Source organism: Amycolatopsis sp. WAC 01375, from assembly GCF_003947325.1.
Classification (GTDB): domain Bacteria; phylum Actinomycetota; class Actinomycetes; order Mycobacteriales; family Pseudonocardiaceae; genus Amycolatopsis.
In genome coordinates, this window is the sequence record NZ_QHHW01000037.1 from 256,865 (window position 1) to 274,997 (window position 18,133).

At 68.3% G+C, this 18,133-nt stretch carries 13 protein-coding genes and 1 pseudogene; 7 read left to right on the forward strand and 7 right to left on the reverse strand.

Annotation, left to right across the window (positions count from 1 at the left end; genetic code table 11):
- Positions 1–6 precede the first annotated feature (6 nt).
- Entirely contained in the window at positions 7–2,172 is a 2,166-nt protein-coding gene (locus tag DL991_RS27110; RefSeq protein ID WP_158634453.1) for an acetate--CoA ligase family protein, read from the reverse strand.
- The gene (locus tag DL991_RS27115) at positions 2,169–3,005 is read right to left on the reverse strand and encodes an enoyl-CoA hydratase/isomerase family protein (protein ID WP_125787159.1); all 837 of its coding nucleotides are present in this window, start codon (positions 3,003–3,005) and stop codon (positions 2,169–2,171) included. The genes DL991_RS27110 and DL991_RS27115 overlap by 4 nt, the downstream gene beginning before the upstream one ends.
- Positions 3,006–3,089: 84 nt before the next feature.
- Here DL991_RS27115 and DL991_RS27120 point away from each other — a divergent pair, with 84 nt between their 5' ends.
- The 3 genes from DL991_RS27120 to DL991_RS27130 all read left to right on the forward strand — a co-directional run bounded on the left by DL991_RS27120 (position 3,090) and on the right by DL991_RS27130 (position 9,078).
- Positions 3,090–3,785, forward strand: coding sequence for a GntR family transcriptional regulator (locus DL991_RS27120; RefSeq protein ID WP_125787160.1), 696 nt, complete (start codon positions 3,090–3,092; stop codon positions 3,783–3,785).
- Positions 3,786–3,828: 43 nt separating this feature from the next.
- Positions 3,829–4,617 (forward strand): LLM class flavin-dependent oxidoreductase, encoded by a 789-nt coding sequence (locus DL991_RS27125; RefSeq protein WP_125787161.1) that lies wholly within the window; start codon positions 3,829–3,831, stop codon positions 4,615–4,617.
- 339 nt (positions 4,618–4,956) lie between these two features.
- Positions 4,957–9,078 carry a hypothetical protein gene (locus DL991_RS27130; RefSeq protein ID WP_158634454.1) on the forward strand — a complete coding sequence of 1,374 codons (4,122 nt, stop codon included), beginning with the start codon at positions 4,957–4,959 and terminating at the stop codon, positions 9,076–9,078.
- Between the two features lie 361 nt (positions 9,079–9,439).
- Here DL991_RS27130 and DL991_RS27140 read toward each other — a convergent pair whose 3' ends face one another.
- On the reverse strand, positions 9,440–9,853 hold the full coding sequence (locus DL991_RS27140) for a hypothetical protein (RefSeq protein WP_125787163.1): 414 nt from the start codon (positions 9,851–9,853) through the stop codon (positions 9,440–9,442).
- Positions 9,854–10,001: 148 nt separating this feature from the next.
- Here DL991_RS27140 and DL991_RS27145 point away from each other — a divergent pair, with 148 nt between their 5' ends.
- Complete coding sequence (locus DL991_RS27145; protein ID WP_125787164.1) at positions 10,002–10,988, forward strand: hypothetical protein; 987 nt, start codon at positions 10,002–10,004, stop codon at positions 10,986–10,988.
- Positions 10,989–11,140: 152 nt separating this feature from the next.
- Here the strand turns inward: DL991_RS27145 and DL991_RS27150 are convergent, their stop codons facing one another.
- Complete coding sequence (locus DL991_RS27150) at positions 11,141–12,517, reverse strand: DUF4303 domain-containing protein (protein ID WP_125787165.1); 1,377 nt, start codon at positions 12,515–12,517, stop codon at positions 11,141–11,143.
- A 107-nt stretch (positions 12,518–12,624) separates the two neighbouring features.
- Here DL991_RS27150 and DL991_RS27155 point away from each other — a divergent pair, with 107 nt between their 5' ends.
- Both DL991_RS27155 and DL991_RS27160 read left to right on the forward strand, forming a co-directional pair.
- Complete coding sequence (locus DL991_RS27155) at positions 12,625–13,197, forward strand: TetR/AcrR family transcriptional regulator (RefSeq protein ID WP_125787166.1); 573 nt, start codon at positions 12,625–12,627, stop codon at positions 13,195–13,197.
- Positions 13,194–14,351, forward strand: coding sequence for an NADH:flavin oxidoreductase (locus DL991_RS27160; RefSeq protein ID WP_125787167.1), 1,158 nt, complete (start codon positions 13,194–13,196; stop codon positions 14,349–14,351). Before DL991_RS27155 ends, DL991_RS27160 begins: the two co-directional genes overlap by 4 nt.
- A 79-nt stretch (positions 14,352–14,430) precedes the next feature.
- On the opposite strand, the gene DL991_RS27165 is transcribed toward DL991_RS27160, so the two are convergent.
- Entirely contained in the window at positions 14,431–14,802 is a 372-nt protein-coding gene (locus DL991_RS27165) for a hypothetical protein (RefSeq protein WP_125787168.1), read from the reverse strand.
- A gap of 254 nt (positions 14,803–15,056) precedes the next feature.
- On the opposite strand from DL991_RS27165, the gene DL991_RS42695 reads away from it, so the two are divergent.
- Positions 15,057–15,278 (forward strand): hypothetical protein, encoded by a 222-nt coding sequence (locus DL991_RS42695; RefSeq protein WP_158634455.1) that lies wholly within the window; start codon positions 15,057–15,059, stop codon positions 15,276–15,278.
- A gap of 180 nt (positions 15,279–15,458) precedes the next feature.
- On the opposite strand, the gene DL991_RS43795 is transcribed toward DL991_RS42695, so the two are convergent.
- Both DL991_RS43795 and DL991_RS27180 read right to left on the reverse strand, forming a co-directional pair.
- Positions 15,459–15,944, reverse strand: coding sequence for a CHAT domain-containing protein (locus DL991_RS43795; RefSeq protein ID WP_158632677.1), 486 nt, complete (start codon positions 15,942–15,944; stop codon positions 15,459–15,461).
- Between the two features lie 49 nt (positions 15,945–15,993).
- Positions 15,994–18,084, reverse strand: a pseudogene (locus DL991_RS27180) (tetratricopeptide repeat protein); the annotation flags it as partial.
- Positions 18,085–18,133: the final 49 nt, after the last annotated feature.

The window sequence follows — 18,133 nt, forward strand, 5'->3', positions numbered from 1 at the left end:
TGCCTCCTAGTCGAGGACGATTCTGGCATCCGCGACGAGGCCGCCGCGATGGCTGTGGGTGACGATGATCGGATTGAGGTCGACGTCGACGAGGCGGTCGGCGAGGTCGCTGGTGAGCCGGCCCAGCCGGCACAGGGTCGTGGCGAGGCCGCCGACATCCGCGGTGGGCCCGCCGCGGAATCCGTCCAGGATCTTCGCGCCGGTCATCCGGGTGATCGCCTCGTGAGCGGTGGCGTGGTCGAGCGGGGCGGTCAGGACGCTGGGGTGGCCGAGCAGTTCGACCAGGGTCCCGCCGAGCCCGACGGCGACTGTGGCGCCGAGTCCGGGTTCGACGCGGCTGCCCATGAACAGCTCGATGCCGTGGTCGAGGTGGGGAGCGACCAGGACGCCGGTGACACGGGCATCCGGGCGGGCATTCCGGACGTTGTCGTTGATGCGGCGGTAGGCCGCGCGCAGTTCGGCCGGGGAAGCGATGCCGAGAACGACGCCGCCGATGTCGCTCTTGTGTGCGATGTCCGGCGAAACCACCTTCGCGACAACAGGGAATTCGAGGTCGAGTGTGTCGAGCTCGGCTTCTGCCGAGATGTGGCTGGTGGGCACGACGGGCAGGCCGTAGGCGGCGAGGATCCGTTCGGTCTCGGCGGGGGTGAGCAGCCCGTGCCGGTCGTGGAGCCGATCGAGGAGCGCCGCGGGATCCACGGTCGGGCCCGTGGTCGCCGGCGGCGTCCACGGGCGGTTCGCCCTGCGATGCCACCAGGTGAGCGCGCGAACCGCGCACAACGCGGCCCGCAGGCCGCTGAGCACGGGGACGGATCCAGCGGGCGACCGGCGCTGAGAATCCGGTTCGCCGTGCTCGGGCGGAACCGGAAACTCGGAGGCGATGACGACCGGCTCCGCGACGTCCGCGGCCGCGTCGGCGACCGCGCTCGCCCAGCTCCGTTCCAACGTGTTCGAGTGGCCGCTGCCGCTGAGACTTTGCTGGACCAGCACCAGTCCGACAACGGGGTCCGACGCCAGGATTCGCACGCAGTCGGCGAGGTTCTCGGTGCCCGGTTTCCCGGAGCGGAAGCCGGCGCCGACGTCGACAGGGTTGTGGGCGCTGGTTTCCACAGGTAGGGCCAACGCGTCGTTGAGCCGGTGGATGGTCTCGGGCGCCAGCGAAGCGATGGGCATCCCGAGGCGCTCGGCAAGATCGACGACGACCGAGAGTTTCCCGCCCGACATCCCGGCGACCGCCACGCCGGGGCCCGTCGGGCCTTGCCCGCCGAGGACCGCGAGCGCCCGGACCGTCTCGCGCAGTTCTTCGAAGTCGTCGACCGCGATGACGTTGAGGTCGTCGAACAGGGCTCGATAGGCGGCTCCGGTGCCTACCATCGCCCCGGTGTGGCTGCCCGCCGCGGCGGCGCCCTTTTCCGATGTTCCCGCTTTGAGGGCGACGATGGGTTTGCCGAGGGCGTTGGCGCGGCGCGCGAGGGTGCGGAACTTGTCCGGCCGGCGCAGGGCTTCGACGAACATGGCGACGACGGTGACGTCGGGGTCCTCGACGAGGTGTTCGAGGATGTCCTCGGCGGTGGTGACGGCTTCGTTGCCGGTCGAGACGATGCTGTGCAGGCCGACGGCCTGGCCCAGCTGCATCATGCTGACCGAGACGGAGCCGCTGCCGGACAGCACGGCCAGCCCGCCCCGGCGGATTCCGGGCGGGATGTCGGCGCCGTAGAGGGCGACCGGCCCGCGCGAGTGGTACATCCCGAGACAGTTCGGACCGATCAGCGCGGCCCCCGTCTCGCCGCACAGTGCGAGCAAGTCGGCTTGCAGGCCGTGGCCTTCGGCACCGGTCTCGCCGAATCCGCCGGAGTGCACGACGAACGATCGGACGCCGGCGGCGATGCCGTCGTTCACCGCGCCCAGTACCTGCCGTGCGGGGGTGTTGATCAGGCACACGTCCGGCTTGTCGGGCAGGGCCCGCAGATCGGGATAGCAGGGCCGGCCGAAGATCGAGTCGTGGCGGGGGTTGACGAAATAGGTCGCGCCAGTGAACCCGAGGTGGGCGTTGTTACGGGACAGCCGTTGCGCGAAGTTCAGCGGACCTGGCCGGGGCGACGCCCCCACCACCGCGATCCGGCGAGGCGCCGTGAACGATTCCCACTGGGTGCCGTCGATGCCGCCCTTCACCGCGTCACGCTCGGCTGCGAGGCTTCCGGCCCTGCGCTGTCCTTGGAGCGCGACCATGCCAGCGCCGCGCGCAGCCCCTGTGTTTCGCGGAGCTCGCGGAATCGGGCGCGGTCCGCCGTTTCCGTCAATTTGCTGACGATGAAGTCGCTGGAGATCATGCTTTCGACGACACCCATTCCCTGCATTTCCAGTACCCGGCTCATGATCGTCTTGGTGTGGCGGAAGGTCTCGGCCGGAACGCGGCTCAGCCGTCGCGCGAAGGCCATTGCGCGGTCTTCGAGCTCCTCCGCGGGTACGACCTCGTTGACCAGGCCCAGGCGTTCGGCGTCGGCCGCACCGAATGTCTCGCCCAGCAGTTGGATCTCCTTCGCTTTGCGCAGCGGCACGAAGTACAGCAATCGCGGATGAGCCACGAGGGAGAACCGGACCTCAGGCTCGCCGAAGACCGTGTTCTCGGCAGCGACGATGAAGTCGCAGTAGTTCGCCAGCTCGAATCCACCGCCCAGGCAATAGCCCCGCACGGCCGCGACGATCGGCTTCGGCGAGTCACCGATCGTCGCCATCGCCGCGCGCTGCCTGGTCATGCCTTCCCATTGCGCCCACACCGGCTCCTGCACCGCCATGTCATCGGAGGCGCCCAGATCGAACCCCGCACAGAAGTGCTCACCGGCCCCGGACAGCACGATCGCGCGGACCTCGGGATCGGCATACGCGGCGTCGAGTGCGGCGAACAGCTCCGCGTAGACAGCTGGATCGAGCACGTTGAGCCGCTCCGGACGGTTGAGACTGAGATGGGTCACCTGGTCACGCCGGGTGACGAGAACTCGCGTCATGGTCACGCTCCTACGACTGGTGCGGGAGAGCCGCACCAAACTTTTGATTTTTGATCAAAAATCACGTGAGGTACGCTAGGCGACATGACCCGTGCTGCACAAGACCCGCTCGACACGACCCGGGTCGAGGTCCAATCGGTGGAGGAAGCGGTGGTCAACGCCCTCCGCGACGACATCGTGCAGCTTCGGCTGACGCCGGGGACGCGGCTGCGGATGGCGGTGATCGCCGACCGGGCAGGTGTCAGCCTCACTCCTGCCCGGCAGGCGCTGCGGCGACTGGAGGCCGAGGGCTTGGTCGTCTCGCATCCTCGGCTCGGCAGCCGCGTCGCGCCGCTGACGGAAGAGGACGGCGAAGTCGTGATGACGGTCTGCGGGGCCCTGGAGCGGCGCTTGATCGAGATCGGCGTCCCGAAGCTCACCGAGGAGGACCTCGACAAGATCACCCGGCTGTCACAAGCGCGCGAGGACGCCGTCCGGGCCGCGGACGAGGAGGCGTTGGTCGAGTCGTCTTTCCAGCTGCGCGATCTCGTCTACCGACGGGCCGATCGGACCCTCCTCTACGAGGAAGCCATGGCGTGGCGGAGGCGCCAGCAGCGTTACCTCCGCTACGCGCGTCACGTCGTCACCGGTAGCGGTGTCGAATTCGGCCGTGAGTTCGAGGCTTTCACCGCTGCCTGCCTCGCCCGCGACGCGGCAGCGGCCCAGACCGCACTGCAGCACATCGAGCGGCGCTTCCACGAATGGCTGCGCAGCATGCTCGCCAACGAGCAGCCGCGATAAGACGCCGGGGCGGGCGAGCTGAGAGGGGGCTAGCGTAGAGACCATGGCCGAGGTTCGTGTTGGTGTGGTGTTCCGTCCGCAATCGCCGCCGGAGGAGCTGCGGGAGACCGTCGTCGCTGCCGACAATGCAGGTATCGACGAGTTGTGGCTGTGGGAGGACTGTTTCCTCGAAGGTGGTCTCACCAGTGCCTCGGCCGCGCTGGCGTGGAGCGAGCGGCTCACCGTCGGGATCGGGCTGATGCCGGTGCCGCTGCGCAATCCCGCCGTCGCCGCCATGGAGATCGCGACGCTGGCGCGGATGTTCCCCGGCCGGTTCGTCCCGGCCGTCGGGCATGGGGTGCTCGACTGGATGGCGCAGGTCGGCGCTCGGGCCGCGTCGCCGATGACGTTGTTGCGCGAGCACGCCGACGCCGTCCGGCGGCTGCTGCACGGCGAGACCGTCAGCGTGACCGGACGCTACGTGAACCTCGACGCGGTGACACTGGACTGGCCGCCGTCGCAAGTCCCGCCCCTCATCATCGGCGCGCGGGGGCCGAAGACCGTCGCACTGGCGGGTGAAGTGGGCGACGGCGTGCTCCTGGACTCCCCGCTCGCCACCCCCGAGTACGTCGCTTCGGAGACAGCCCGCGCCACGGAGGCCGCACGGGCCGCGGGACGGCCGGCGCCGCGGGTCGTCACCTTCGCGGAGATCGAACCGAACGTGCCCGCCCTTGGCGACGTTGCCCGCGCTCTGATCGCCGAGCTGGCTGCCGCCGGTGCCACCACCGTCATCCTGCAAGGCACGTCGCAGCACCCCGACCCGGGCCCGCTCATCGCCGCGCTGTCCCGCTGAAAGCCGCCCTACGGAGCCGCCGCGCTGCCCGCAGTCCTCGGCCGGAAAGCCGCCCGGCCGGCATTGTCCACCCGCACGCCCGCCGACCCGGACGGCCGGCAGCAAACCACCATCCCGCCAGAAAACGTGCCGCACGCCCGTCACCACCCTGCTGCGCCTCGGACCACACGTCAGGTCATCGCGCCCGCGCAACTCATCGTCCACATGACCGACACGATCCAGGAGATAGCCCGTCTCTATCCGCCCCGCTGAATGTCAATCGGTTCACGCGAATGAGTGAAAGCTCGTCAAGCTATGTGCGGCTGCGGGGACTATGGCGGCAATCTTTGGCTGAGTGACGTGATCTGGGGAGGTTTCGTGTCGCCTGATGCGCTGCATCGCACTGTTCTGGTTGTGGACGTGGAGAAATTCAGCGGCCGGAAGAACCTGGAACAGAGGAATGTGCGCAACGCCGTCTATGCGGCCTTGGCTCATGCGCTCGGCTCGCACTGGAGCGCCTGCCATCGCGAAGACCGGGGTGACGGTGTGCTTCTTCTGGCACCGCCGGATATTCCGAAGCAACTGTTCGTCGAGCAGGTGCCCGGTCGCCTGGTGAACGCGTTGAACAGGCACAACCGGGCGTACGGAACCGGCGAGCAGATCCGGCTGAGGATGGCGGTGCACGCTGGGGAAGTTCTGCTCGACGCGCACGGCGCGACCGGCGTCGCGATCAACCACACGTTCCGGTTGCTCGACGCGTCGCCGTTGAAGGACGCCCTCGCCGGGTCGGCCGGCGTGCTCGCGGTGATCACCTCCGACTGGTTGTTCCGTGAAGTGGTCTGGCACAGCGCTGCTGATGAGACCCGCTATCGGCCCAAACGCATCCAGGTCAAGGAAACGAAGACGGTGGGGTGGATCTGCCTGCCGGACGACCCGTACCCGCCCGACGTCAGCCAGGCGGAGTGGCCGGAGGATGTCTGCCCCTATCCGGGTCTGCGTGCGTTTCAACCTGACCAAGCGCGTTGGTTCTTCGGCCGCGAGGCGACCTTGTCGGTGTTGATGGACAAGATCGATCACCGCAGCGGGCCGGTCTTCGTCGTCGCACCGTCCGGTGTCGGCAAGTCGTCGCTGCTTCGAGCAGGCGTGATAACCGCGGTGGCCAACAGCGGGCGCCCATGGCTGTTGCTCACCCCGGCAAAGGAGCCCTGCGAGATACTGGCACAGCAGGTCGCGCAGCTCATCGACGGAAGCGTGGATGGCGTGCTCTCGGCAGTCAGATCTGATCCTGCCGTCCTGGCGAGCATGCTGCCTGACGGGACTGTCATCGTGGTGGATCAGTTCGAAGAGGTGTTCACCCTGTGCGCCGGCGAGGCCGAGCGGCGGTGTTTCATCGCCGCACTGATCGCGATGCGTGCGGTTCTCGGGGTGCGGGGCGACTTCTACGACCACTGCCTCGCTGACGATCAGCTCGCAACGTTCCTGCCGGCAAGCCAGTTCAACCTCCAGACGATGACTCCGGCCGGGTTGCGAGCGGCCATCGAGCGGCCTGCTCGGCAGATCGGCGTCGACATCGAACCGGGTCTGGTCGAGATCCTCCTGCACGAGATCGGGACGGATGCGGGTGGGCTCCCACTGCTGGCCCACGCATTGGCCGTCACCTGGCAACGGCGCACGGGCGACAAGCTGACCTTGGCGGATTATGACCGGGCCGGGCGGATCCAAGGCGCGATAGTGGCTACCGCGGACGAGGCCTACGCGCGTTGTTCCACGGCCGAGCAGCGCGTGATTTTCCAGCACATCCTCATGCACTTGGTCGTGGTCAGGCACGACGCGCCGCCTGTCAGGCGGCGCGCGGATCCGGCCGACCTTGTCAAGGGTTTCGACGCACCGCGGGCCGCCGAGACAGTTCTCGGCTGGCTGATCGAAAAACGTCTGGTCACGCTGGACGACAACGCCGTCGAGCTTTCCCACGAAGTGTTGCTGCGGGCGTGGCCGCAGCTCGGCACCTGGATCGAGACCGGCCGCAACGATCAGGTCATCCGGCAGCAGTTGATCGAGGCCGCCGAACAATGGGAGAGAGAAGGGAAACCGGTCGGATCGCTGTATCGCGGCGATCGGCTGGCCAGCGCAAGGGGGTGGCAGTCCAGGAGTGAGCACCGCGCCGCCCTCACGCCGCTCGGAGCGGCCTTCCTCAGCGCGTCGATCCGACACAAAAGCCGGCGGGCCAGAGTTCGTCGAACCGCGGTCACCATGCTGGCCGTTCTTGGCCTTGTCGCGTCCAGTGCCGCTGCCTACGCCTTCCAGCAACGCGACATCGCCCAGGAACAACGTGACGCCGCGATCTTCAACAAGGTCACCGCCGAGGCGAACCGGATACGGAACATTGACGTGTCGTTGGCGGCCCAACTCGATCTCGTCGCCCACCGCATGCGCCCGGCCGATCTGGACACGAGCACCCACTTGATCGTCGACGCGAACGCGCCGCTGTCCGCCACGTTGCCCTCGGGCGCCAAGGACGTCAGTGTGGTGGCGTTCAGTCCCGATGGGCGAACGCTGGCCACCGGCAGCGGCAGCGGTGACAGGCTCGTGCGGTTGTGGAACGTCGCCGATCTGGCCCACCCGGTGCTACTGAACGAAACCATCAGTCACGGCGAAGCAACCCGTGCGCTGGCGTTCAGCCCGGACGGGCGCACTCTGGGCACTGGCGGCGCTGACAACACAGTGCGGCTGTGGAACGTCACCAACCCAGCCGGCCCTGAGGCGCTCGGCCTGCCGATTACGGGGCACACCAAGACGATCCGGTCGTTGGCGTTCAGTCCTGACGGGCGGACGCTGGCCAGCGCGGGCGACGATCGGACCGTGCGGCTGTGGAACGTCACCGATCTCGCTCAGCCCACGGCACTCGGCCCACCGATGGCCAGGCACACCGACACCATCAACTCCGTGGTGTTCAGTCCTGATGGCCGGACTCTGGCTACCGGCGGCGATGACCGGACAATGCGACTGTGGGACATCGCCGCGCCGGACCGAGCTAGACCCTTCGGGCGACCGTTGACCGGACACACCGGGGCTGTCCATTCGGTGGCGTTCAGTCCAGATGGACGGACGCTGGCCAGTGCGAGCAACGACCGGACAGTGCGGCTGTGGAACGTTGCCGACCCGGCTCGCCCGGTGGTCCTGGGCCTGCCGATCACGGGGCATGCCAGCGCAATCCGGTCGTTGGCGTTCGGGCCCGACGGGCGGACGCTGGCCACCGGCGGCGATGACTACACCGTGCGGCTGTGGGACGTCACCGATCCCGCCCGCGCGGCGCCCATCGGCGCGCCGATCACCGGGCATGCCGACGGCGTCCGGTCGATGGCGTTCAGCCCGGATGGCCGCACCTTGGCCACCGCCAGCGGCGACCGGGCGGTAAGGCTGTGGAACATACCCGACACTGTCCTAAAAGGACATACGAGGGAAGTCAACGCGTTGGCGTTCAGCCCGGACGGGCGCATCCTGGCTACCGGCGGCGGCGACCGGGCCGTTCGGTTGTGGACACTGGCCGATCGGCGGCAGCTGGGCCAGCCGCTCACCGGCCACCAAGACGACATCAACGCCTTGGCGTTCAGCCCGGATGGCCGCGTGCTGGCCACCGGCGGCGGCGACCAGACCGTGCGGCTGTGGGACGTCACCGATCCCGCCCGCGCGGCGCCCATCGGCGCGCCGATCACCGGGCATGCCGACGGCGTCCGGTCGATGGCGTTCAGCCCGGATGGCCGCATCCTGGTCACCGGCGGCGATGTGAAGGACGAGAACACCGCGCGGTTGTGGAACGTCGCCGACCCGGCTAAACCCGTGCTGCTGGCCCAGATCGTGATCGGGCCGGACGCCAACGCCTTGGCGGTGGCGTTCAGCCCAAACGGAAGAACTCTGGCGACGGGCACCGAATACAGCGACGTCGCGGTGTGGTTGTGGAACATTTCTGATCCGGCCAAGCCCACGCTGCTGGCCGGCCCCCTCAAAGGGCACCAGGACGATATACGCCGGGTCGTGTTCAGCCCGGATGGGCGGACATTGGCCAGCGGCAGCGACGACGAGCAGATGCGGCTGTGGGACGTCACCGATCCTGCTCACGCCACACTGCTCGGCGAACCCCTTGTCGGCCATACCAACCCCGTCTTGGGGGTGGCGTTCAGCCCAGATGGACACACGGTGGCCAGCGGCAGCGGCGACAACACCGTGCGACTCTGGCGGACAGCCGACCGGACGCAGTTGGGTCAGCCGCTCACCGGACACCAGGCCGACGTCAACACGGTGGCGTTCAGCCCCGATGGCGCGATCCTCGCCACCGGCAGCCATGACCACACCGTGCGGCTGTGGGACATGACCGTGCCCCACGCCATGCACAGCATCTGCGCCATCACGGGGAACACACTCACTCGCGAGATGTGGGACAAGTTCGTGTCGGCTGAGCTGTCGTACAGTCCGCCGTGTTCCTGAGACAGGGGTCGACCTGGCTCAACTCCAGCGGTCACGGAGCGCGGGACCGACCACCTTTGGGTGCGATCCGCGCCGACCGGGCGCGTCTGCCGGGAAAGTCTTCCTGACATTGGCATGCACCGCATTCGCCCAGTGACGCGGTGTCAACCGACGGCCCCGCTTTGCACGAGGGCGCGCTCAACTCCCTGCGCGTCCTCTATACCGAAGTTGCCCCATAGCGGGAGATCCTCGCGCCCGATGCGGCCTGGGACCGTGCGTTCACCACCCCGCAGCCCGCACTGCGGCGGAAGCGGATGTTTGTCCAGTACCGATGGTGCGGTGTCCACAGATGCTCGTGGTGTGCGCTGGTGAAGTGGCCGATTCAGGCAAGGTCTTCGAAGGAGTCCTCGCCTGGGCGCCAGCACATCCATTGGCCGTCGGTGAAGCCGGTCAGGTTTGCGATCTCGGGTCCGGTGAGTTCGGCTAGCGTCGGGTGCAGGGCGAGACTGCCCGTGTCGAGTTCGACGCTCAGTCCCGTACCGGTGGCTTCCTCGGTGGAGACCACAGTTGCGGTGATCAGGGACCGTAGCGCGTCGGCGTAGCCGGGCCTGCCGTCGGTGTACGTGCCGTTGACGACGGTGACGGTCGGCATGGCGTCGCAGGTCAGGATGGGCAGATCGCCGCCGGGTCGGTCGAAGTGCAGCTGGACGTAGTCATACACGAAGTTCACCGAGTACAGCCGCGACCCGACCAGCCTGCCCAACAACTCGTTCGGCAGGTACCCGTGTTCTGACATGGCGCCATCCTGCCGGAACGACCTCGTGCCATCGGGATGACGGTCCACGTATGTTCGATAACCCGTCCGCACCACACGACAATTGTCGTAACCTGGCCTGATCCGCATCAGGCGGACCCGCGACCGTGGCGACCGGGCGGAGTGTGGAGTGGACGAACGAACCCGAGACATCGTGCTCGGCTTGACAGCGAACCCGGCTTTGCCCGATCACCTGCGTGCCCGCCTGCCCGCCCGGCCCACGGCACCACCGCGCGACACCATCTGGCACGTCGACACTGATATCGAGCAGGCAGCTGATCCAGCCACCTCGCTGGACGACGTGACCGCGCTGCTGGACCACGACAACATGGCGATTCGATGGACACTCGCCGAGCGGCCGGATCTGCCTCTTGACGCTCAGCAACGGCTGGCGGCCGATCACATCCCCGGTGTCCGCGCAGGCCTGGCCGCCAATCCCGTGGTGGCGGAGCCGATCGTGCGCGAGCTGGCGAACGACGTGTCCGCGGACGTACGGCGGGGCGTGGCGCACAACCCGTCGGTTCCGCTGGACGTGCTCATGCTCGTGGTCGAGTCGACCAGGATTGGGCCGGTCCTGTTGCCCCGCGTCATGGCGGCGACCGACGAGGAGCTGCGTCTTCTCGTAGCGTCACCGTCTCCACGAGCCCGGATGCTGGTCGCTCAGCGAACCGCGCTGCCCTCAGACGTCTTCGAACTGCTCGTGGCAGACGACGATATCCATGTTGTCAAAGGGATCGCCCCGCATCCCGCGCTGTCCGCGAACCGGCTACGGGCACTTGCCGCGCGGCACGGCCCGAGCCTGTTCCGGAGGTTGGCGACGAACCCCAACTGCGACCCTGAGCTGCTGCACCACATGGCGTGCCACGCCACCGCACGGCGGGTGTACCGCGCGGTCGCCGAACACCCGAACACTCGCGCTGAGACCCTTCTGCTGTGCCTCGGCGACGACACCGCGCGGCAGTGGGCCGCGGAACACCCGAACCTGCCGACCCGCGCCCTGATCGACCTTGTGAACGACCCGGACCTGGCCCGACACGCGGCCGCCAACCCGGCACTACCCATCGAAGTGATGGAGTCGTTGATCGCTACCTATCCCGGGGATCTCCCGGAAAGCTGATTCCCCGAACGCTCATCGGCATGAGCGGGAAGCCACGGAAAGCGCTCCTCGCGGCATGACAGGACACGGGCCTAATCCAGATCGCCGCCGTTACAGTCTGTCGAGCTTGCCAGGCGAAATAGTGGATAGCTGTTGTCACGCGGGCCTTACGGTCAGATCGGCTCGTCTGCGCGCTGTTCGCGTAGCCAATACGCGGCTACTTCACGTACCTCCGCCGCCGGGTCCTCCGATGCCTCGCGGACCACGTCCGCCAGGTGACGGGAATCTCTCCGCCACCACAGCAGCGACAGAACCGCCAAGCGCCGTACGGATGCGTCCTGGTCCAGCCGGATGGTCTGGCAGAGCAGCGGCAACACCCGCCGGCCGACGTGCCGACCGAGCCGGCGTTGGCCGAGGACCTGCACGGCGTGCTGGCGAACGATGACGTGTGGCGAGGTCAAGCCGGCAACCGCGGCGTCCACCTCGTCTGCCGCGATGTCACAGTATCCTTGCCCGGGCGCGAGCCGCCGCCCCAGCGCAGGCACGTATTCCGGCCAACGCTCGATGAAGCCCGTCAGGGGCTGATAGTCCAGCATCAGCGGGGTGACCGCGTCGTCGCGGAAGCTGGTGTACGGCGCGGCGACAGCACTGACCACCACGTCCGCTGGAAGCCTTTCGACCTGGTCGAGAACAATGTCGAGGCGACCGACGCGGGACAGTGCTACCGCGACCCACTCCTGGTTCGCTCCGTCGGTCTGCCCCAGCGCGGCTCGCAACGCCTGGATGACCCCGTCATCGGGACTGCCGATGTCCGCCAACAGCTTCGCCGCCTGCCACGCGCGGTCCGACGTGCCGAGCAGGGAGATCAGGACCGGGAAGCCCGTCGGGCCGAGATCACGCAGGGCCGATTCGACGGTGTCGGGGTCGAGGGGACCGTCGAACGTTCCCAGCAGGGAAGCCAGGTACGCGGCGCGCTCGGCCGGCGGGAGCGCGGCGACGTCGGCCAGCGCGACCGATCGCTCGTCCAGTTCGGGAAAGTGGCGACGCACCTCGCCGGTGCTCAAGACGCGCCTGATCAGCGTCCCGCGGTATTCGTCGTCGAGGAGCACCACCACGAAGTCCGGGTGGGTGTTGCCGTTGCGGCGCAGCGTTGTCCGTGCCTGCCGGCAGACGCGGACCAGCATCGTCAGGTACCGGTCGAAGGTCTTCTGCCAATGGCGGGTCGTCCCGGAGCACGCCTCCGTGGTGAGCGCCTTCTCCCAGCGTCCGGCCATGCCTTCCGGGAGCCAGTCGTCGTGGTAAAGGTCCCAGTCCGGGGCACTCCACCGCAGATCCGCCTGGTGCTCGGCGGGCTCACGAACCAACGCCTCGACACTGTTGATCCCGACCAACGGGAGCGCGATCGGACCGTCTTCCTCTCGATAGATGTGATCCAGCACCGCCGCGTAGAACCGCTCGCCGGGATGATCGTTCATTGCCGAGACAACGGACTGCACCACGCCCTCGCGCAGGGTCCGTTCGAACTCGGCCCAATCCAAGTTCACCGTCACGCCGTCATCGTGGCAGACGGCCACCCACCCGACAGTCGCTCGTCGACATGAGGGGACACGTTCAATCAGTGATTGATTCGATGATGGAATTATGGTGTGCTGCGGGTATGCCCAGCACCGACGTCACCACCCGGGAGCGACTGCTGACCGTCGCCGAGCGAATGTTGCTGGAATCCGGTTACGACGCGGTGTCCGTCCGCGCGATCAACAGCGCGGCCGGGATGAATCCGGCGGCCGTGCACTACCACTTCGGCTCGAAGGACGCCTTGATCGCCGCGCTGCTGGAGGCCCGGCTCGCGCCGATGTGGCAACGGCGGCTCGACGAGATCACGGAGCGACGGCGGGGCGGTTGGGTGCCCACGGCGGCGGAATTGGTCGATCTCGTCGTGACTCCCCTCGCCGAGCTGGCGGCGGACCCGGTCGGGCAGTTGCGGTTGCGGCTGCTGGCACGGTTCGTACTGGGACGGCAGGAGCCGACTTGGACCTCGCGGTGGTTCGGGCTGGGGCCGTGGATCGAGCTGTTGCGGGACGCGCGGCCGGAGCTGTCGAAGGCGGGCGCGGCGCACCGGTGGCTGCTCGCCTTCGGCCTGGTGCTGCAGTTCTTCGCGGGCGAGATGCCGGGCGAGGTGCCGGCCGGGACGCTGCGCGCGTTCCTCACCGCGGGCTTGGCGGGGTCATGACCGGCGTCTTCGCGCCCGCGCGGCTGGGCCCGGTGCGGCTGCGCAACCGGATCATCAAAGCCGCGACCTTCGAGGGAGCGACCCCGGACGCCGTGGTGACCGATCGGCTGATCGAGTTCCACCGGCGGGTGGCCCGCGGTGGCGTGGGGATGACGACGGTCGCGTACTGCGCGGTGTCCCCGGAGGGCCGGACCGACCGGCACCAGATCTGGATGCGCGAGGAGGCGGTGCCCGGTCTGCGCCGGCTCACCGACGCGGTGCACGCCGAGGGTGCGGCGGTGAGCGCACAGATCGGGCATGCGGGGCCGGTCGCGAACGCGGCGTCGAACCGGTCGCCCGCGCTGGCGCCGGGGCGGTTCCCGAATCCGCTGGGGATGCGGATGACGAAGGCAGCCACGGAGCACGATCTGAATCGGGTCGTGCGCGCACACGCGACAGCGGCGCGAGTGGCGATCGAAGCCGGCTTCGACGCGGTCGAAATCCACTTCGGACACAATTATCTGGTCAGTTCGTTCCTCAGTCCGCGGTTGAACCGCAGGCGGGATTCCTACGGCGGATCGCTCGAGAACCGGGCCAGGCTGGCATTGGAGATCGCGCGGGCGGTCCGGGACGTGGCGGGCGACCGGATCGCGGTGACCGCGAAGCTCAACATGGACGACGGGGTGCCGGGCGGATTCTGGCTGGACGAGAGCGTGCGGGTCGCGCGGTGGCTGGAGGCGGACGGGTCCGTCGACGCGCTGGAGCTGACGGCGGGCAGTTCGCTGCTGAACCCGATGTACTTGTTCACTGGGGACGCGCCGGTGCGGGAGTTCGCCGCGCGGTTCCCGCGGCCGCTGCGGTGGGGCATCCGGGCGGCCGGTGGCACCTTCCTGCGCAGTTACCCGTTCCAGGAGGCATACCTGCTGGAACGGGCACGCCAGTTCCGCGAGGCGCTGGACCTACCGCTGATCCTGCTCGGCGGGATCACGCGGCTGGAGACGATGGAGCAGGCGATGGCGGACGGTTTCGAGTTCGTCGCGATGGCGCGAGCCCTGCTGCGCGAGCCCGACCTGCCGCTGCGACTGCGGTCCGGGGCCCGCTCGCTTTGCGTGCACTGCAACAAGTGCATGCCGACGATCTACCGCGGGACGCACTGCGTACTGGACCCTCGATGAGCGCGGCGACGGGGCACCTATTCGGCCGCGGCCCAGGAGATCAGCTTGCCCATGTTGGCCACATAGGTGCCGGCGCTGATCACCGGCGGCCCCAGCTGGTGCCTTTGCGGCCCCAGTCGGCAGCCGGGCGCGATGCTGTGGTCCTCGCGGCCGCCCGGCGTGCTCCGATCATCTCTTTGAGAGTGGGGTGGGTGGCGGTGGCGAGTTCGAGATGCTCGGTGTGTTCCTGGTTGGCCAGGCGTAACCGGGCGTTGTCCTTGCGCAGGGCGGTGAACGCGTCCGCCGCCACGGCTGAGTCGGCGGCGGTTGTTTTGGCGACCGCGAACTCGGCGACGATGTCGGGGAAGTTGCGGCGGAAGGTGGTGTTGGCCAGTCCGAGCCGGGTGGCGACCGCGAGTGTGCTCGGCGAGCGCCCGGCCTCGTCGCGATACCGGTCGATCGCGGCGTACACAGTGGACGCGGTCGGCAGTGTCGGGCGGTGAGGTCGGCCAGCAGCCGTGGCGGCAGGGCCGGGCGGCGAGCGGCTTCGGCGGTGAGCAGTTCGGCGATGTTGCTGGGCGTGAGGGCGACGTGGCGGCAGGCCAGGGGCTGGCAGTCCAGTGTGGAGGGGCGCGAGGTGCCGCGGGAGTCGTTGCGGGGCATGCACAGGGCCTTGTCGGGGTTGAACGCGCAGGTGATACAGGAGCTGGGGTAGATGTGCGGGTCGTGCCGGGTCATGATGCGCCGCAGCCGTGCGGTGTCGGTGACCACGGCGCCGGTGAAGCCAGTGCGGTCGGCGAAGCCCGTCAACCGCGCGGCGGCGTCCTCGGCGGCCGGGCCGGTCAGGTCATGCTCGTGGCCGGTGGCCATGGCCACGAGGTGTTCCCCCCGGGTGAGTGCCTGCTCGGCTTCGACCTCGGCGCGGAAGCCGGAGTCGCTGGTGCCTAATGGTGCAGTCGGGTATTGGAAATCTCGGAATACTGGTCACGATCTTCTTGCAGGCGGAGCGCCGGCACCGCGGTCAGCGGCCGGTGCCACTCCACGCTCGATCCAGCGGCATCGTCACCGCGCGAAACCCTGTGGGGTGCCAGAACTCTGCGCCGCACTGGGTTTCCTGTCCGCCGCGCCTCACAGGCCGTAGTGGATCAACGGGGCCCACAGGTCCGGGCGATCGGGGTGACGACTACGGAGGCCGCGGCCGACCTGGTGCAGAGCGACGGCGGCGTCATCCGCGTCACTTGTAGACGGCATGTTGTCGTAGAACGACTGTGCCGCGAATCCGGCCGCGTTGTCTTCGAGCGGCCACAGGCTGGCCACGACGTGCCGGAATCCGGCCAACTGGAACGCCGAAGCCAGGTGAATGGACTCGTTCACGTTCAACACGCCGCCCTGGGCGGTGGAGCACGCCGACAGATACGCCAGCTCGGCGTCAGCGAGCCGAAGTCTGCTGATGGCGGAGACGGACAGGAGGTCGTCGTGCAGCCGGAGGCCACCGCGCGACGGCGTTTCCAGGTCCGCCGTGGCGTGGCAGGCGAAGTGCGCCCAGGTCATCTTCGGCAACGCTGCCAGCACTCGGGTGGTGGTGGCGTCGCGGTCGCGGAGCAGTGAGGTCACCTTCTGTTGCGCGACCAAGGCTTCGGTCTCTGCTGCGGCCTGGCAGGTCGGGCATTCCCGGCGTGTGTTTCAGGCCGACGACAAGTTGCCGTCTGGTTTTGGCCGCCGGACGCTTCCTCGTCTGTGCGAGTGCCCGGAGCGTGGTGGTGTAGGAGGACACCACGGCGTCAAGCGCGCCGGGCTGTCCGGGATGTCCGGCGGCGTGCAACGGAAAGAGGCCGAGCACGCCGATGGGCAGCCACCACACCCTGGGCGTCGAGTTCGACGTGGGCAGCTCACCCAGCACCGGAGCGACGACCTTGTCCCACAGCCAGACGAGGATGGCGGAGAGTTCCCGCTGCCTGCGCAGTCGCGCGGCCATGCTCGGCCGCCCGTGCATGAGCGACAGCAACGTTCCGGCACGGGATCGGGCGTCTTCGCCCGTGAGGCCCGGCAGGCTAATCATGATCGGGTCGCCGGTCGCGCCCACGATCACCGCGTCGCCGCGGTCTTCGCCGGCGTTGACCAGCACCACGTGCCCGTTCTCGGCCGCGGTGCGCAGTTCGGCGAACGGGACGGTGGTGAGGAACCGCTCGAAGCCCGGCCGACGGCGGATCCGGCCCAGCAACTCGTCGTGCTCGGCCCACAGGCGAAGCCGATCGCCCTCTGGGGCATCGAGCTTCTTCCGAAGTGCCCGGAACCGTTCCGCGAGCCCAGGGTGCACCGCCCCCAGTTCGGTCAGATCTGTGCGAGCGTCGAGTTGCGCTCCGAGCAGCAGCCCTCTGCCGAGTTCCGCGATCCTCAGCGCCCCCGTGGGGTCGGCGGCCGCACAATGGGCGGCGAACGCCTCTCCGACCAGGCCGAGGTGCTCACTGAGCCGTGCCTCCTGGTCGGCCGTGCCTGCGTGCCGCGGCACCACCGACGGCAACAGTTCCACCGCTGTGTCCAGCGACTCCACCGCGATGTCGAGCGCGTTCATCGCCAATGCCAGCCCGCCAACCGCGTAGTGGGCGGTCACTTGTTCCAGCGGAGGCGAGGTGGAGGTCCTGCGCAGGTTGTCCGCAATCGTGGAGAGGAACCTCATGTCGCCTGTGTGACCTGGTTGGTCCAAGCGCAGGCGGTGCGAGATGGCGACGTTGACGATGGCGCTCCCGATGGAAGGATGGTCCTCCGGTGTGCACGCCAGTGCCTCCTCACCGAGGGCGATCGCGCGATCGAGATCACCGGGTATCCCGGTGTTGCGGTATCGCCGCCGGTAAGTGAGACCGAGGTTCGACAGGACCGGCACCCTGATCGTTCCGGTGACGACGGGCAGTGCCTGTTCGCCGAGTTCGATGGCACGTGCGGCGTCGGAAGGTGATGCGGAACTCTTATAGATGGTCAGATAGGTGATCGCGAGATTGTTCAGCGTGTCCGCCGCCGCGGGGGTGGACAGGCCCACCGCTCGTTCGCCCATCTCGATGGCGAGATCGAGATGGGCTTTGTCCCCCGACCGGCCGTGCTTCCAGAGGTAGGACACGCCGAGTGCCGACCAGTTGCCGACCTCGGCGGGATGCCCTTGCTGCAAGGTCGAATTCGCCAGTTCGAGCAGCTCCAGAGCGTGATCCAGATCGGCCAGGGCGCCAGCGTGGTCATAGCGCCTGCTGTAGGCCGTACCCAGCTTGGAGATCATTCCGGCTCGATCCGGGTCCTTCCTCGGCAGCCGCGTGAGCATCCGTTCCCAGGAGTCGATGACGCGGTTCAGGTCCTCGGCTCGCCCGGATCGGTCGTACCGCAGCTGATAGACCTCTCCCAAGGCATACGCGCGTGCGGCCAGTTCCGAGTCGCTCTGGGGTGTGGCTGCCAGCGCTCGTTCGTAGTGGTGAATGGCGCCGTCGAGATCGTCGGGATTCTGCAGTGTTCTGTACTGCGCGTAAAACGAGTCGCCGACGAGGAAGAGTCTTTCCGGTAGCCCTGAGTGTGCAGCCGAGATCGTGGCGAGCCGCTGCTCCGCCCGCCTCAGATCCGCTGGATCCGACTCGCGGTCGTGCCGCTCCAAATAGGCGGTGACGAGGAGCGACCGCCACTCGTCCCGATCGGCGTGGCTGGTGGATCCCTTGGCGCAGACGGTTTCGAGCAGGTGGACGGCGGCGTGCAGCAACACCGCTCCGCCGCCGTCCATCCCGGCGAGGAGGAGCGCATCCAAGACTTCGAGGCCCGCAGACTCTTGC

Excerpts from the sequence above, each read along its gene's own strand:
- DL991_RS27115 (WP_125787159.1), bottom strand. The coding sequence starts at position 3,005 with ATGACGCGAGTTCTCGTCACCCGGCGTGACCAGGTGACCCATCTCAGT.
- DL991_RS27120 (WP_125787160.1), top strand. The coding sequence starts at position 3,090 with ATGACCCGTGCTGCACAAGACCCGCTCGACACGACCCGGGTCGAGGTC.
- DL991_RS27125 (WP_125787161.1), top strand. The coding sequence starts at position 3,829 with ATGGCCGAGGTTCGTGTTGGTGTGGTGTTCCGTCCGCAATCGCCGCCG.
- DL991_RS27140 (WP_125787163.1), bottom strand. The coding sequence starts at position 9,853 with ATGTCAGAACACGGGTACCTGCCGAACGAGTTGTTGGGCAGGCTGGTC.
- DL991_RS27155 (WP_125787166.1), top strand. The coding sequence starts at position 12,625 with ATGCCCAGCACCGACGTCACCACCCGGGAGCGACTGCTGACCGTCGCC.
- DL991_RS27160 (WP_125787167.1), top strand. The coding sequence starts at position 13,194 with ATGACCGGCGTCTTCGCGCCCGCGCGGCTGGGCCCGGTGCGGCTGCGC.